Source organism: Treponema denticola, from assembly GCF_024400535.1.
GTDB classification, from domain to species: domain Bacteria; phylum Spirochaetota; class Spirochaetia; order Treponematales; family Treponemataceae; genus Treponema_B; species Treponema_B denticola_C.
In genome coordinates this window covers 372,071-387,294 of the sequence record NZ_CP038800.1, presented here as the reverse complement: position 1 = coordinate 387,294, position 15,224 = coordinate 372,071, and the positions used below count along the sequence as shown (strand labels likewise).

Sequence of the window (15,224 nt, the reverse complement as noted above, 5' to 3'; positions counted from 1 at the left end):
TATCTATTTTTATCCAACCAGTTTTTGATAATATTTCTCCAATTGTTTTATATTCCGTGCTCTTTTTAAAGAATCGGCATCATTTTTATCCGTATAGGTCAGCCATTTATTATATAAGCCATATAAAATTTTCTGTCCGGCTTCGGTTAAATCGAGATTCGTATATAAGAGTTTTATAATTCGGCCTCCTCTGTCTACAGGATTTTCCTTTATCAGCTTTTTTTCATAGGCAAAATTAAGAAATGTAAGATTTTCTTCATATAGTTTATAAATAGTTTCGGGATAGCCTCTATAACTTTGAAATAAAAATCCTATATCAATGACAACTTCTTTTAGAAAATATAATTCATGGTAGACATAATTTATGATTTTTTCAAGGTTCTCCTTATCTTCAAGATTTGTAACTCCAATAAATTGATAATACTTCCAATTAAATAAATTTATCGGTTTAAAACAAGACAATATATTTTCAGTTTTTTCAAAAGTCGGTGCATAAAGGACATAAAATTTTTCCTGATACAGTACTCCGATTCGTTTCCCTGAGACAAGTACAATATACTCTTCAAAAATGGCTTCCAGTGAAAAATTATTTATTCCCTTGCATTGTTTTTCTATATATTGAGCAAATTTTTTAGTGGTCATTTATTTCCTCTCTCCTAATCCGAACATAAGTCATATCCGGTTTTACTTTATCAAATTATACATGATTTTACGGTATTTTTCTATATAGTAAAAATATAAAAACAACTACTCTGATATATAGAAAATCCCGATTAAAAATGATATAATATAAACAATATTTAATTGGTGAAGGGCTTTTACATGGCAAAAGAAACAAATACTTTAAAAGAATTTTTAGATAGCGAAATCTATTCGGAGCCACGGAAATCAATTTTACTAAAAACTGCCGATAATGTAGGTATGGAAATAGAAAATATATTTGATTACTTTAACGACATCAAAATAATTAGCAATCACGACGGATATTTTTACAGCGTAAAGGAAGCTTTAAAAATATTACTACTTGGACTTCTTTGTGGACGTAAAAATATTAGAGAGATACACGAGTGGGCAACTGAAGATATTATAAAAGAAAAACTTCGTAAAGAATTCGGAATAGAGAAAATACCTTGCTATTATTGGCTAACCTGTCTACTTAAATTGATAAACATAGACTCATTAAACGAATGTTTTATGAATATGGCTGAAGCTCTTATTAAAGAATACGGTACAGAAAAACCTCTTACAATAGCGATAGACGGAAAAACTATCCGTTCAACAGATAAAATGAGCAGCTATGAAAGTCCGCTGCACATAGTCTCTGCACAAGTTGCAGAATTCGGTATAACATTGGCACAAAAATGTGTTAAAGGAAAGACAAACGAGATACCAACCGTTCAAGCTCTTATAAAAAATCTTAATATAAAAGGGCATATAATCGTTGCAGATGCCTTAAATTGTCAAAAAGAAACGGCAAAAATCATAAAAGAAGGAAAAGGGGACTATTTACTGTCGGTAAAAGGGAACCAGCCTTTATTAAAAGCGGATATTGAAGAATATGTTCAAGATGAAATTCTAAGAAAACAAATGGACACGGCTTGTAAAAGTGAAAAAAATCGTGAAAGAGTTGAAAAGCAAACAGCCTTTTGCACAACTAATTTAGGTTGGATGGATAATACAGATGAATGGGAGGGGTTAAGCTGTATTGGAGCTATTCATTCAGAGTTTAAGAGTAAGAAAGGAAAGAGTGATGAATGGCATTATTATATTTCGAGCAGAAAACTTACAGCTCAACAGCTATTGGATATAGCAAGAAAAGAATGGGTTGTAGAAACCATGCATTGGTTATTAGATGTTCATTTTAGAGAAGACTTTTGTCGGCTTTTAGATAAAAATCTACAACAAGCCTTGAACATAGGACGGAAAGTGGCGTTAAATTTGGTCTCGCGATACAAACAAAAAAATGCACCTAAATCTTCTTTGTCACACATTATGTTTAAAGCTCTCATGGATATATCTTTTATCAAAAAAATATTACAAAATTGATTTCCATGATTCGGAGCTGATTCGGCTTACGGACCCGGCAAGTATTGAAGAAAAAATCAAGGATATTGAAATTTTCCGATTACATGATAGATTAAAACAACGTCAATTTTTATTGGAAGGTTTTACTTGTAAATTATCTACCGAAAAAGAACTGGCCGAATGGTATTTGCATCTAATCAAAGAAAATAAAAGCGATATTGTTCTTTGGACAAAAGAATTTTGGAAGTACAGTAATGATACGCCGGATGAATATCCTGACGGCGAATTTGCTCCGGAAGAAGAACTTGATGAAGATGAAAAATCAAAACTTATTTCAGTCGGCAAATATACAAAGTCATGTTTAGCCATGTATATGGTGGAATTCGATATATTAAAAAAATCATCCTGAAATTTTAGCAGATTATTATAAAAGGCTGCGTATTCCGGGTGCGGTCAAATATGCAAGAGAAATGAAAAAACTCTTTTCCCGAATATTCGGGGAAAGTTAAGCTTTTTTCAAGATTTGCTAATCCTTGCAAAAAGTTTTTATGGGAGGTATGAAATGGCACGATACGAACTTGGCGCAATTTACGAAATAGATGCAGGCGAAAAATCCTATTATGCCCGCCTTTTAAATTGCGATTTATACGGAGTATTCGCCCCCCTTTCCGGTGAAATATCAGAAGAAGCATTTGAGGATACACCGTACCGTCTGTATATTTCTACCGGTAGTTATGCAGTAAAACGAGGCTTTTGGAAAAAGCTTTTTCCTTCGCCCGATAAAACGGATATTGAACGCTGGAGCCGTCCTCTGCATTTAGTTGTATTTACACCTTGGGACATTGAAGGAGCCCTCAAGCGCCGAACTTCATTTGACAAATACGGCCATACTGAAATACTTGATGAAAAAAACTTATATTCAATGCCTTAAACAGGGCTTTATTTCAATCATTCAACCTATGTATGAAAAAATCCCTCAGTTCCTCAATAATTATTACGATGATTGGCCCGCAAGTGAAATTTACAGTGATGTTCTAACCGGCACCGCAGAACATCAACAAAAACAAATGAGCAATTTAAAGAAACTAGGATTTGATGTTTTGAAATATTAAAACAGGAGAAATAAAATGCTTACACTGAAAGAATTGATTAAAAGTCAAAAAAATTTTAATGAAAGCTTCTTTGCAGAAGTGTCGGATAAACTATGGGAAATCGGAGAAATAGAAGAAATTAAAAATCAAACCGATGAAGACTTATTTCTTTTTCATATTGCCGTTAACATCATAGGAAATTGGAAGGGTGACGGTTGGTGGGAATTTATCTGTAATTATCCTCAGCTTATCCGTTATGTTCCCGGCACATTGGCAGCATTAAAATTATCCGATATGAAAACAGCCTTTGAAAATGTGATAAAATGTTTCCCTGAAAATACGGTTTTTGAAGATTCGAGTACCTATGTAGATACGGTCAATTTTCTTCAAAATGTCAGATTCAAAATAAGCGATACATATTTAAATTCGGTTCCTGCAGATAAGAGAAAAGAAATGTCCGAGGCTTTGCATAAAAGCATTGATGACCTTGAATCTTTGACGGATAAACGCTGGACTTATGATGCAAAAAATGACGGTTGGTCAGATGTAATTGATTTTATCGGAGAAAAAAAATAACGGAGGAGATGATAATGCAGTATATCGGAGAATTAACAACATAAATAATAATTTGACAAAATGTGATAATGAAGACGATACTTATAAATTTAATGTACATTCAAATGTTTAATATAATTTAAAATTAAGGAGTTAAACGCGTTTGTAACCGCAAATATCTATGTATAACGACAGACTTGAAATATTGTCACACGGAGGTCTTCCAAACGGCTTAACTAAGAAACAATTTTTCGCGGGTATCAGTAAACCGAGGAATGCAACATTGATGAGGATTTTTCTAACTATGGGTCTGACAGAACATACGGGGCATGGAATCCCGACAATTGTTGAAAAGTATGGAAAAAAGGTTTTTGAAATTGAAAGTAACTATATCCGCTGCATAATTCCATTTGAAAAAGAAGTTATGACTGTGTTGACAAATAAAAATGTCGGTTTGAATAAAACAGAAAAAAGAGTAATTGAACTGTTAATAGAAAAACCAAGCTATACTTCCGCTGATCTTGCAGAAAAAATAGAAGTTTCCAAAAGAACAATTGAAAGGACTTTTAAAACTTTACAAGAAAAAAACATAATAGAAAGGATCGGTTCAAAACGTGACGGAAAATGGATTGTAGTAAAATAAAACAACCGAATCGCTCAAATTAGGAAAAACACCACCACCGTTACTTGAAATGGATGCAAAATAACTGCCAAAACGCCGAAGAATTTTCAACCAAAATGCCGAAAAAAATATTGCCAAAACGCCGAAAAAATGACATAATATATGCAGAGGTAAAGCTTAATGAAAGAATATAGAGCCCGCATAGTAGACGATATGTTAAAAGACAAACTTGAGTCAAAAGGAGCTGTTGTTATTGAAGGCCCTAAATGGTGCGGAAAAACCACAACAGCAATGCAAGTCGCAGGCAGTATATTGAGAATGGATGAACCAAGCAAAAGAGAAACAAATATCCAAATGTCTGAAATAGACCCCGGAAGATTGCTAAAAGGTAAGGCCCCAAGACTTATTGACGAATGGCAGATAGCACCAAAGCTATGGGATGCAGCAAGATATGAGGTTGATACAAGAGGTGAAGAAGGACAATTTATACTTACAGGTTCGGCAGTACCGATAGAATCAAGGGAAATAACTCATTCGGGAACAGGACGCTTTACATGGTTAATGATGAGACCCATGTCTTTATTTGAATCAGGAGATTCAACAGGAGAAGTAAGTTTAAATCAACTTTTTGAAAATCCTAATGTGATAGACGGTATGAATAATTTAAGTATAGAAAAATTGGCTTTTTTAATTTGCAGAGGAGGGTGGCCTTATGCCGTTGGAATGAAGGAAAAACCGGCATTACTCCAAGCTGAAGATTACTATGAAGCAGTCATAAAATCCGATATTAATAGAGCTGATGGTGTGAGTAAAAATCCGGAAAGAGTAAAAAGATTGATGAGGTCTTTTGCAAGAAATCAAGGAACACAAATTTCCAACACTATGCTGAGGGATGATATAATTTCAAATGATACGGAATCTTTAAATGAAGACACTATTGCATCCTATATTAACGCACTAAAAAATATTTTTGTGGTCGAAGATATGCCTTCGTGGAATCCTAATTTAAGATCAAAAACATCAATCAGAACTTCCGATACAAGATACTATGTAGATCCTTCAATAGCGGTCGCCGCTCTTGGAATTGGACCAAAAGATTTGACTAATGATTTAAACACAATGGGGCTGCTATTTGAAACGCTGTGTGTAAGAGATCTTCGAGTATATGCAGAAAGTATTGGAGGTAATGTTTTACATTATAGGGATAAATCAGGTTTGGAATGTGATACGGTAATTCATCTAAAAAACGGCAGATATGGTTTAGCAGAAATTAAACTGGGCGGCCAAAAATTTATTGAAGATGCAGCGGAAAACTTAAAATCGTTGTCAAATAAAATTGATACATCAAAAATGCCTGCTCCTTCTTTTTTGATGATAGTTATTGGAATAGGCGAGTTTGCATATAAACGAGAAGATGGTATTTTTATAGTACCTATAGGATGTTTGAAAAATTAATTTTTGACACACGATACCCATACTATGTGGAGGGAAAAAATATATGAATCAATTTCAGATTAAAAGAGAGGTAATACTATGAAAGAAAAAAAATCAAATGGAGAAGACAAGATTCTCAAACAGGATATGAGTCAAACTGCCGACCGTCCGGGTATGGTTTTTATGATTCATTTACTTATGGAAGAAAAATGTGAAATGCCCGAAAAAGAGCATATACATAAAATTATGTGTGAACATTTAGGCGAAACGGATTGTTTTTGTTATGACGGTAATATGGCGGGTTTTGCTCCCCAAAAATATTCCGTGCACTATGAAAAGGAAAAACTAAATGTGCCTCCGCAGCTCATTATTATGAACTGTTCTGAAATTGAAAAACCGATTATGGATGATGTTTCAGCTACACAATTATGGAATTGCCCGAACGGCAGCGAAATTCTGGAAACTTGTAAATATCAAGTAATGGCAACGGATATGTTGGCTGCCGGTTTAGATTATAAAGAAAGAGCGGAAATGCTGGTAAATTATGTTGAAGCATTAGTAAACATATATCCGTCTTGCAAAGCAGTAGTTTTCGAAATATCTAAAAAAATGCTGACGAGAGAAGATATTCTAAACTGCACATTGCCCAAAGAAATGCGCTTCCTCCATTATGCAGTCAATATCCGTTTTTTTAATATTCAAGGAACAAACGATATGCTGGTCGATTCACTCGGTATGAGCACCTTATTTTTACCTGATGTTCAATATCATTTTCACGGCTTGAACCCGAATGACGTTGTAAACCACGCATATAATGTTTTATCCTACATTTATGATAATGATAATCCGATAGAAGACGGAAATACAATAGCAGGCATTACGGACGGCAATATGAATTCAGATATAAAATGGAAAGTGCAATACGAAAATTCCCTCATACAGCCGATAAGAGAAGTCATAGACATTAATATGGGCGAATACGCTTCGGGAAACAGGTAAACAAGGATTTAAGTATGATAACAATCGGAAACATCGGCAGATTTGAATCTATACCGCAAATTTTAAAAGATGTACTAAATGAAAATATTTCTGCATTGGAAGAACATCTATTAAACGGGTGGAAGCTTAACAAAGCTATCAGAGTCGGCAAATACACCGAACTCTCTCCTTTGTATTTTGCATTGATAATGAGAAAATTTCAATCTATAAAATGGCTGACGGAAAAAGGAGCAGACCTCAATGCAAAGGAGCATCCAAGTTTTCTTCTCGCAGTGAGATATTGTAATGAAGAGGTAATAAGGTTTCTTGTTTCCCATGGAGCAAAGATAGATGTAACGAACAACGTAGGTTCGGAAGCTTTTTTAGAAGCGTACTATGGTAAACGTTTTGATAATCTTTCGATTATACAAGAACTTGGGCATACCGCAGCTAAATACGGCGGACAGCTCTTGCGTCACGCAGTCTCTGACCGTAATTATAAAATTCTGGAATTTCTAATTGAACACGGAGCAGATATTAATTACAATAAGTCCGATATGGTATATTCCGATCAATCGACTCCGTTGTGTGTAGCTGCAAGATATGTTGATTTGGAAATGTGTAAATTTTTAGTGAAGCATGGAGCGGATGTTACGATTGCCGAAAAAGACGGAATGCGTCCATATAGCATAGCTTTGGAAAAAGGCGATGAGGAAATGGCAGAATATTTTAAATCATTAGAGCCGCCTGAGTTTCATCAAACACAAAATAAATTAGATGAATTAAAACCATATAAATTGCCAAAGAAAATAATTGAATTTTTAAATAGTGAAAACCTACACTTTGATTTAGCGGATTCCGACTTTGGATATATCGAGTTCTTCAAGCTGATTGATACTATTCCATTTAAATTCGGCAGACAAAAATTATTAAGACTTTCCCGCTCTCTCGGAGATTACAGTCATATTTATATTGTCTGGAATCCGAAAACAAAAAAGATTTCAAGCTATGATATGGAGCATGAAGAGCTCATCGATTTGGCAGGCTTTGATGATTTTATAGAAAATATGACAAAGTATATGAACCGGATTTTGGAATAATAACTGATAATGAGATTGATAAATATATATCTGAAAGGGAGAATATAAGGAGACTATGGACAAAAGAATAATTGATAGAATCACTAAACTGGGCGGTAAATCTGCCTTTGAAAGCGAGAACTTGCTACGAAATATGGAAAGCATTAGCTTACCTAAAAGTTATCTTATGCAGGACTTTAGCGATTACTTAGAAAATGATTTACTCGATAGAATAAAGGCAGAAGGGATATTACCTGAATCGGAAATCCCATATCCAAGGATACAATACAAAACTGAAAAATTTACTCCTTTCACAAAAGGAACAGCCGACTATGATGAATACTCCGGGTTTATTCATAAAGAAAATGTAAGCTCAGTAATTCCTTGTGATGATTTAGAGTTTTTAATTATTGGCGAATCCAACTCTTATCCCAATTATTACTTTATATGCCTAAGCGATAAAGATATTAGCAATCCCAAAGTATACACTACAGATCACGAAGTATTCTTTAGAGAGATTGAAGAATTGGGTCGTTTCTCTGACTTTCTTAATTTATTCGTATCTGAAGATGAGTATAAAGTAGAAATCAACAAGCTGAGAGAATAGAAAGGCTATAAGAATAATTATGCGCAAATATTGCGATGATATGGACAGCAAAGCTATGTTTGATGAACTGCCTGACCCAAAACCTAAAAAGAAAAAACTCAATGAACATAAAACGCATAGATAGATATAATGACAAAAGATTCTCAAAGACTGTATTGTTTCAGCATGGTGCCTATGAGATTGATAGCGAACCGTACGAAGTTGAGATTATAGATTCGGAATGTGCGGTAATTCGCGGAAAAGACTCTGAAAAATATTTATCCTTAGCAGAGGAATTCCGTTTTCACGCTCCCCACATTTCACGGTTCATAAATTCTGATGGAACAACGATTTTAAAATTTCTTCCACAAAAACAATTTAGCCTGCCGTTGAATCTAATTCACCCTTCGCAGTTTTATGTGAGCAGACAAAAACTTCAGGCTATCCGTTCTTTTATTCAAAAAGCGGAAGACATTGTAGTTCCGGTAATTCGGATGAATGACCGCTATATTTCATTGGACGGGCATACCCGTATATATCTGGCACATGAACAAGGATGGGAAACGGTTTATGCCGTAATCTCTGATACAGATGACTGGATTTGGCGATTTGTTGAAGAGGCGGAAAAAAGATGTATTTATCGCCCGTCCGATTTGCAGTTGGTATCTCAAGAAGAATATGAAATATGTTGGAATGCGTTCTGCGACAAAATGTTTGGTAGAAAATCATAAACTAAAAGGAGACGATAGATTGGGAAGATTAATTTTTATTTTACTGCTTTCCGTTTCAGGACTTATTTTTTTAACGGTTATCTTCGGAATGTATATTTATATGAAACGAACCGTTTCCGGTGGAAAATCACTAATGGAAGAACCTGTAAACAAACAGACCGATACTACAAAAATGAGATTCAGTGAATTTTTGGTATATGCATCTGTCATACTTGGGGCGGTATTATTTGCCTTACAGGTGATAAAAAAGGGAGGCTCAGGATTTTCTAATTTGGCAACAGCTATCCTCCTGCCTCCGGTTATGGCTCTTTTTAATGCACGAAAGCGTACCGGAAGAAGTATTTTTATATTTATGGCTGTCGCAATATTTTCACTTTATATGTTTTTGGTATATATCATAATCAGTGTTCCGGTGAGGGCTCCGGTTTTTACGATTAACAACACAAAGATTAAGATGGCATATACAACTGTTGCCGATATAGTTGCAGACGGATTCGACATATATGTAAAACATGATAATCCTTCCGGCAGAGATTATAAAAAACTGCTTTCTTGCGGTGCTTTTAAAAAGTATCCTGCCGATAGAAGTATTCTCGTTGAAAAAGGATTCCGAAGAAATAATACTGCTATACCTTATGCTAATTATCTTCTTGTAAAAGACGGCTTTGTGATCGGGAGCATCGGTCTTTACGGTCATAAAAAAAAGGATACGGTATTAGAAGACTGTAAAATCATTCATTTAAAACTTGATGAATACTGCATTTCCGATGCAAGAGAAAATTCAATTCGTTATTGTCTTGATGATGTTGAGCTGCTCGTTCCATTGCAACAAGAAACATTGCAAGAAACATTCGATAAAAAACTGTGGTTAGTACCGCCAAGAAATACGAGAGACATAACTCAGCTGCACTACGGCATTAAATGGTCAACCGGAAGCGATCATCTCTTTTGGAATGAATACTTTGCTTATATTCATTTTAATGAAAGCAATAGTATGACAGGCTTTGAGATTTCAACCGAAATAGCACGTGATTGGAATGAATGAGAGCGCTCAGTCGTTATAATAAACCATGTATTTTATAATCTTACATCTCTTTTATATCATAGCTTTAACGCTGCGATAAGTTCTTCTCCATCCATATCTCCTGTTTCAACAAAACCGAATGAGCTATATAGTTTACGCGCAACTTGATTTTCAGGTTCATAAGACAACCAACAATATTCAGCTTTTCCGCAAGGAAAAGTCTTAATAAAATCTAGAGCCAATTTAACTGCTTCTTTTCCAAATCCATTGTTTTGATACGCTTTATCAATCATCAAGCGCCAAAGATTATAATTTCCTTTTGCTATTTTAGGTGCGTCAATCCAATAGTCATGAACATCAAAACCGATCATCAAAAATCCGACCGGTGTTTCATTGTCATATATCCCGAATGGAAATGCATAACCATTTGCGGTGATTGTAATGTAGGCTTCAATGATGCTTATATCGTTGGCAGCAACAAAGCTTTTCTGTGTTTTCGATACCCGCAGTTTCAGAATATCCCAAATGTTTTTCCCGTTTACTTTTTCCAAATGAAGCATACTATATCCTTTATGACTTAAATTTATTCTGCAATATTAATTCCTTTCTCGATAAGTTTTTTCTTTGCTTTTTCAGAAATATAAATAACTGTGCCGTCAATAAGTTTTAAGTTTGGAAACTGTGCCAACTCCTCATCAGAAATAGATTTAATATCAAATAAATTATCTTCGCCATCCCATTGCGGAATAAGCTGCATATTAATTTCATTTCCGCCATCAAGAAACAGCTGTGTTACCTTTGGAGCCAATTCAGCAGGAATTTCCAATTGCTGAAACCAGCTTTTTACTTCAGGTATCATTTTATCGTAGTAATCATCGGGATCTATTTCTTTTTTTGCATAATCATTACAAAAATCATATACATCAAATTTCGGTTTAAGCAGTTCTTGTTCATACATCAACTCTTGGATAACAGCAAGTTTAAAATTGAAGTTTGTAAATGTCAGTACTTTACCTTCTGCCTTTGGCTGTTTCCATTTACCGCTTGACACCCTCGGCGGTTTATACCAAAAACTTATATCCCGTATAGGTTCAGGTTCGGCACGTACCAAATCGGCTATCTCATCGGTTTTTGATTTTCTCAAACGCTCCTGAAAAGATATTGCGTCCAGAACCGAGTTTAATTTGCTCGACAATGAGCAATTTATTTTCCAGTTTCCCACTTTCATTTCTAAAAATATATAAGCTTCTCTCAATGTTTTTTGAGGTATAGCTTCCAAAATAGTTTTACCGTTTATCGTAAAAATCCCGGGAAACACCTGCTTGGGATTTACATCGAAAAACGAAAATTTTACTTTTTTCTCCCATTCCTTATCTTCACATATTCTTATGTCTAGTTCGCTGATACGTCCTTTGGAAACAAAACTTTTTATTCCCATATTATCCCAGATATATATTTCCTCTAAATCATCTTTACTTACTGTTCCATCAGGCGGCTTACGCAATACTTTTCTATATTCACCGAATTTCTCCGCAAGAATATCTATTGATAGGTTTTCAATAAACTCATCATTAATATACAAACCGTTTTTAGTTAAATTGATATGAAGTTTCTGTTGCGGCATGGCCGGTTGTTTATCCTGTTTGTTCGATTCCTTGCTTTTTATAATACTCATTTTATATCTCCTTACCATATAATATTTCTTTAATAGCTCTATTGACACAATACCGTCAGGGTTTATGATACATTGTTTTGAAATAGTCATAACTCGATCCTCTTCATCGGCAGATAGTGTAAAAGAAGTTAATATAAATATACAAAATGCAATTACTTGTTTCATTTTTCCCTTGATTACAGAGTGTTCACAATTTCAATCGTATTCTCAGATTGAAGCAGGCTGAACAGTTGTTTATAAGCATTTATGATTTTTTCTCTATTTTCTTTATCTGACAAACCTAAAATGTAGCAATCGCTATTTGTGTCGATAAGATATAATACCTTGTCACTCATCGCAGCAAGCCTACGGAAAACTTCCGGCGGTTCAAATTCCGTATCTTTATCCAAGTGAAGCATATTCGCTTTTATCTTTTTTGCTAATAGATTGTAACCGTATACAATATCTCCCACATCCGCCTTCCAATCGAACATTGCCAAATAGTTCAAATCTATAAAATCGTTTATCAAAGAGACACAAATATCTTCTTGCTCCAATGCTGTATGATATATTTTCTTGGCTTTTTGCGGAGATATGCCGAGTAATTTGCAAAGCGATAAAAAAGTTTGTTCCGTATCGGCAGGTAAGCTTTTGTTCCGGCAAGCAAGTTTTCCTTTTTCCTCCCAAATACGTCTGTCTTCTTCTTCAAGTATTTTTATTTGCAGTTGTCCGTATTGTGTTAAAACCGTTTTTATATTCTCAATGTTTTTTTTATCAAAAATAGGCTTGTTCTTCCCTATAAAATTGAACCACTCTTGTCCTGCCTCGCCTGTGATGTCATAATCATAAGAAACAATTTCACAACGATCTCCGATTCTCACAACGGCAAAGATCTCATCTTCACAATAATCAACCATACAGATACTTTCGGGTATAAATGCTCTGTGCCCGCCATTTTCGTAAAAGCGATTGGTGTATTTTGAGCTTTTGAGTGAAATACAATCATAAATATTTTGTGCTTTAATTTGTGTCTCCATCATTTCTTGAGCTTGACTCGAAAACTTTGCGTTGTTTTCCAATATCTGCCGAAAGAGTTGTATATCAAATGCCGACCCGCCTATGAGTTTTTCGTCTTTGTAGTACACCCACGATACAGTTCGGCCGATATTTTTTCCGTTCATATTCCATTCCTTTTTTTATTCGTGCGGAGGGTTTAATACCAGCCGTTTTTCGGCAACGCTCTGCGTCGGGGTATGTTGATTGTATCATTTTTCCTTATCATTTTTAAGGGGGAGAGATGGAAATCTAACAGTAGAAAAGAAGCCTTAAAAGCGATATAATATTATCCAACATTTTGCTATTTCAGGTACATCAATCCAATAGTCATGGACATCAAAACCGATCATCAAAAATCCGACCGATGTTTCATTGTCATATATCCCGAATGGAAATGTATAATCATTTGCCGTATTTTTGTTTATTCGCCGGCCAAAGCCAGAACAGGATCGAGCTTTGCAGCTCTTGAAGCCGGATTCATGCCGAAAAAAATTCCCACAAACACCGAAAACACAAATGAGATAGCGCATGCTCCCGTGCTTACGATGAATGATTGGCCCCTTACGTATTCTACGGCTATGCTTATTGCGATGCCGGTAAGTATTCCCGATATTCCTCCGATGAGTGTAATTGCCGCGGACTCTACAAGAAACTGCCGCCTTATGTCTGCAGGACTTGCACCAAGAGCTTTTCGTATGCCGATTTCCTGACGCCGCTCTGTAACCGTAACAATCATAATGTTCATTATACCTATTCCTCCTACGAGCAGTGAAATTGCAGCAATAGCACTGAGCATGACGCTCATAGTAGTCATTATTTCGTTCATCTGATCGATCATTGTTTGCATAGACATAACGTTTACCGAGTATGTAGAGCCGCTTAATTCGGCGCAGTACTCCTCTAATGAGCTTGCAAGTTCGGTAGCATATTCGGAACTTTCGGCCTGAACTATGACAGTAGAGGCGCTTGGGTTCGGCACGATTTTTTTTGCATAAAATCCGCGCGGAATATAGGCCCCATTACTCGTCTGTTCCATACCGGATGTTTGCTCTTTTAATACGCCTATCACTTCAAAACTGAAGGAAATATTATTAGATGCTGCAAGAATATATTTGCCGACGGCATCTCCTGAAGGGAAAAGGGCATCTGCAATCGTTTTACCGAGAATGATTTTTTGCATACCGTAATAATCTTCCGTAACCGTAAAAAATCTTCCCGATTCAAGCTGTATTCCGTACATTTCAAGATATCCTTGTTCTATAGCAGTACAATTTGTTGTCGAGCTTGTCTCGCCATAGGATAGCGATACATTCAGAGAATTTTTATACCAAATTTTTTTTATGTGATTTACGTTATCAAAAAGATCCTTTCTAAATGTTTCGTTGAAGTTAATCGAAGCGGAACTTGCCCCTCGGCGCATAAAACCGGATGAAATGCTTACGACATCGAGACCTGATGTTCCAAAGGTGTTTTTTATTTCTTGAGTGGAACTGCTTCCCATGCTGGTAATAACGATTACCGAAGCGACGCCGATAATAACACCGAGCAATGAAAGAATCGTGCGCGTTTTTTGCCTTCTAAAATTCTGGAGAGCGTTAGTAAAATCTTCAAACATTGCTTTATTCCTTTTCGTCCGATTCATCCGATACTTCACTAAAAGGCATAATGGGAACCTGATGTTCATCAGACTGAATATTTCCGTCAAAAATCTTTATGCACCGATCAGTACTAGCTCCAATTCCCGGATCGTGGGTAACAATGACAATTGTAGTTCCGCTTTCATTTATCTTTTTAAAGAGGTTAAGAACCTGAGCACCTGTTTTACTATCCAAAGCACCGGTCGGCTCGTCGGCCAAGATAATATGCGGTTTTGTTACCATTGCTCGTGCAATGGCAACACGCTGCTTTTGCCCGCCGGAAAGTTCGTTAGGCCTGTGAGAAAGCCTATTGCACATATCGACAAGCTCCAAAGCTTCTTTTGCAAGTGCAATGCGTCTTGCTCTTTCAACACCCTGATAACGCAGAGGAAGCATAACATTTTCTAAAACCGTCATGCTCGGAAGCAAATGGTACTGCTGAAACACAAAGCCGATCGTTTTATTACGCAGCATGGCAAGTTCTTTTTCAGTCATCTTTGCCGTTTCTTTACCGCCGATTTCCAATATACCGCTTGTCGGCCGGTCAAGACAGCCTATCATATTCATGCAGGTAGACTTTCCGGAACCGGAGGGTCCCATTATCGAAACAAATTCTCCCTGATCTATACTGAAGCTTATGCCGCGTAGGGCATGTACGACGCTTTCACCCATTTCATATAATTTTGTAACGTTTTCCATACGGATAATAGTTTCACCCATTTTTCAGATCCTAATAATATAATTTCGATTGC

The 15,224-nt window shown here is 35.8% G+C and carries 15 protein-coding genes and 3 pseudogenes; 11 read left to right on the top strand and 7 right to left on the bottom strand.

Annotation, left to right across the window (positions count from 1 at the left end):
- Positions 1-9: 9 nt before the first annotated feature.
- A complete protein-coding gene (locus E4N78_RS01795) occupies positions 10-642 on the bottom strand; it encodes a hypothetical protein (RefSeq protein ID WP_255811394.1) in 633 nt (210 codons plus the stop codon).
- 180 nt (positions 643-822) lie between these two features.
- On the opposite strand from E4N78_RS01795, the gene E4N78_RS01790 reads away from it, so the two are divergent.
- The 11 genes and pseudogenes from E4N78_RS01790 (at position 823) to E4N78_RS01740 (ending at position 10,146) form a co-directional block, all read left to right on the top strand.
- Positions 823-2,046 carry an ISAs1 family transposase gene (locus E4N78_RS01790; RefSeq protein ID WP_255811393.1) on the top strand — a complete coding sequence of 408 codons (1,224 nt, stop codon included), beginning with the start codon at positions 823-825 and terminating at the stop codon, positions 2,044-2,046.
- Positions 2,012-2,534 (top strand): annotated as a pseudogene (locus E4N78_RS01785) (hypothetical protein). The gene E4N78_RS01790 and the pseudogene E4N78_RS01785 overlap by 35 nt, the downstream one beginning before the upstream one ends.
- Before the next feature lie 53 nt (positions 2,535-2,587).
- Positions 2,588-3,137 (top strand): annotated as a pseudogene (locus E4N78_RS01780) (hypothetical protein).
- A gap of 15 nt (positions 3,138-3,152) precedes the next feature.
- A complete protein-coding gene (locus tag E4N78_RS01775; protein WP_255811391.1) occupies positions 3,153-3,692 on the top strand; it encodes a hypothetical protein in 540 nt (179 codons plus the stop codon).
- 160 nt (positions 3,693-3,852) lie between these two features.
- Positions 3,853-4,314, top strand: a complete 462-nt coding sequence (locus E4N78_RS01770; protein WP_255811390.1) for an ATP-binding protein — start codon at positions 3,853-3,855, stop codon at positions 4,312-4,314.
- A 159-nt stretch (positions 4,315-4,473) separates the two neighbouring features.
- Entirely contained in the window at positions 4,474-5,748 is a 1,275-nt protein-coding gene (locus tag E4N78_RS01765) for an ATP-binding protein (RefSeq protein ID WP_255811389.1), read from the top strand.
- A gap of 78 nt (positions 5,749-5,826) precedes the next feature.
- Entirely contained in the window at positions 5,827-6,726 is a 900-nt protein-coding gene (locus tag E4N78_RS01760; RefSeq protein ID WP_255811388.1) for a DUF4261 domain-containing protein, read from the top strand.
- Positions 6,727-6,740: 14 nt separating this feature from the next.
- Positions 6,741-7,805 carry an ankyrin repeat domain-containing protein gene (locus E4N78_RS01755; protein WP_255811387.1) on the top strand — a complete coding sequence of 355 codons (1,065 nt, stop codon included), beginning with the start codon at positions 6,741-6,743 and terminating at the stop codon, positions 7,803-7,805.
- Between the two features lie 55 nt (positions 7,806-7,860).
- Positions 7,861-8,391, top strand: coding sequence for a hypothetical protein (locus E4N78_RS01750; RefSeq protein ID WP_255811386.1), 531 nt, complete (start codon positions 7,861-7,863; stop codon positions 8,389-8,391).
- A 101-nt stretch (positions 8,392-8,492) separates the two neighbouring features.
- Positions 8,493-9,101 carry a hypothetical protein gene (locus E4N78_RS01745; RefSeq protein WP_255811385.1) on the top strand — a complete coding sequence of 203 codons (609 nt, stop codon included), beginning with the start codon at positions 8,493-8,495 and terminating at the stop codon, positions 9,099-9,101.
- Complete coding sequence (locus tag E4N78_RS01740) at positions 9,064-10,146, top strand: hypothetical protein (RefSeq protein WP_370645022.1); 1,083 nt, start codon at positions 9,064-9,066, stop codon at positions 10,144-10,146. Before E4N78_RS01745 ends, E4N78_RS01740 begins: the two co-directional genes overlap by 38 nt.
- A 56-nt stretch (positions 10,147-10,202) precedes the next feature.
- On the opposite strand, the gene E4N78_RS01735 is transcribed toward E4N78_RS01740, so the two are convergent.
- The 6 genes and pseudogenes from E4N78_RS01735 to E4N78_RS01715 form a co-directional block, all read right to left on the bottom strand.
- Positions 10,203-10,685 (bottom strand): GNAT family N-acetyltransferase, encoded by a 483-nt coding sequence (locus E4N78_RS01735; RefSeq protein ID WP_255811383.1) that lies wholly within the window; start codon positions 10,683-10,685, stop codon positions 10,203-10,205.
- A gap of 23 nt (positions 10,686-10,708) precedes the next feature.
- Complete coding sequence (locus tag E4N78_RS01730) at positions 10,709-11,800, bottom strand: DUF6892 domain-containing protein (RefSeq protein ID WP_255811382.1); 1,092 nt, start codon at positions 11,798-11,800, stop codon at positions 10,709-10,711.
- A 176-nt stretch (positions 11,801-11,976) separates the two neighbouring features.
- Positions 11,977-12,960: a DUF6630 family protein gene (locus E4N78_RS01725; RefSeq protein ID WP_255811381.1), complete on the bottom strand. Its 984-nt coding sequence runs from the start codon at positions 12,958-12,960 to the stop codon at positions 11,977-11,979.
- Between the two features lie 171 nt (positions 12,961-13,131).
- Positions 13,132-13,248: pseudogene (locus E4N78_RS13755) on the bottom strand (GNAT family N-acetyltransferase); the annotation flags it as partial.
- Positions 13,249-13,256: 8 nt separating this feature from the next.
- Positions 13,257-14,450, bottom strand: coding sequence for an ABC transporter permease (locus E4N78_RS01720; RefSeq protein ID WP_255811380.1), 1,194 nt, complete (start codon positions 14,448-14,450; stop codon positions 13,257-13,259).
- Positions 14,451-14,454: 4 nt separating this feature from the next.
- Complete coding sequence (locus tag E4N78_RS01715; protein WP_255811379.1) at positions 14,455-15,192, bottom strand: ABC transporter ATP-binding protein; 738 nt, start codon at positions 15,190-15,192, stop codon at positions 14,455-14,457.
- Positions 15,193-15,224: the final 32 nt, after the last annotated feature.

Bases quoted from the DNA above. Each gene is read 5' to 3' on its own strand.
- E4N78_RS01770 (WP_255811390.1), top strand. From the start codon at position 3,853: ATGTATAACGACAGACTTGAAATATTGTCACACGGAGGTCTTCCAAAC.
- E4N78_RS01725 (WP_255811381.1), bottom strand. From the start codon at position 12,960: ATGAACGGAAAAAATATCGGCCGAACTGTATCGTGGGTGTACTACAAA.
- E4N78_RS01720 (WP_255811380.1), bottom strand. From the start codon at position 14,450: ATGTTTGAAGATTTTACTAACGCTCTCCAGAATTTTAGAAGGCAAAAA.
- E4N78_RS01765 (WP_255811389.1), top strand. From the start codon at position 4,474: ATGAAAGAATATAGAGCCCGCATAGTAGACGATATGTTAAAAGACAAA.
- E4N78_RS01735 (WP_255811383.1), bottom strand. From the start codon at position 10,685: ATGCTTCATTTGGAAAAAGTAAACGGGAAAAACATTTGGGATATTCTG.
- E4N78_RS01740 (WP_370645022.1), top strand. From the start codon at position 9,064: ATGCGTTCTGCGACAAAATGTTTGGTAGAAAATCATAAACTAAAAGGA.
- E4N78_RS01715 (WP_255811379.1), bottom strand. From the start codon at position 15,192: ATGGGTGAAACTATTATCCGTATGGAAAACGTTACAAAATTATATGAA.
- E4N78_RS01775 (WP_255811391.1), top strand. From the start codon at position 3,153: ATGCTTACACTGAAAGAATTGATTAAAAGTCAAAAAAATTTTAATGAA.
- E4N78_RS01730 (WP_255811382.1), bottom strand. From the start codon at position 11,800: ATGAGTATTATAAAAAGCAAGGAATCGAACAAACAGGATAAACAACCG.
- E4N78_RS01750 (WP_255811386.1), top strand. From the start codon at position 7,861: ATGGACAAAAGAATAATTGATAGAATCACTAAACTGGGCGGTAAATCT.
- E4N78_RS01795 (WP_255811394.1), bottom strand. From the start codon at position 642: ATGACCACTAAAAAATTTGCTCAATATATAGAAAAACAATGCAAGGGA.
- E4N78_RS01760 (WP_255811388.1), top strand. From the start codon at position 5,827: ATGAAAGAAAAAAAATCAAATGGAGAAGACAAGATTCTCAAACAGGAT.
- E4N78_RS01790 (WP_255811393.1), top strand. From the start codon at position 823: ATGGCAAAAGAAACAAATACTTTAAAAGAATTTTTAGATAGCGAAATC.
- E4N78_RS01755 (WP_255811387.1), top strand. From the start codon at position 6,741: ATGATAACAATCGGAAACATCGGCAGATTTGAATCTATACCGCAAATT.
- E4N78_RS01745 (WP_255811385.1), top strand. From the start codon at position 8,493: ATGAACATAAAACGCATAGATAGATATAATGACAAAAGATTCTCAAAG.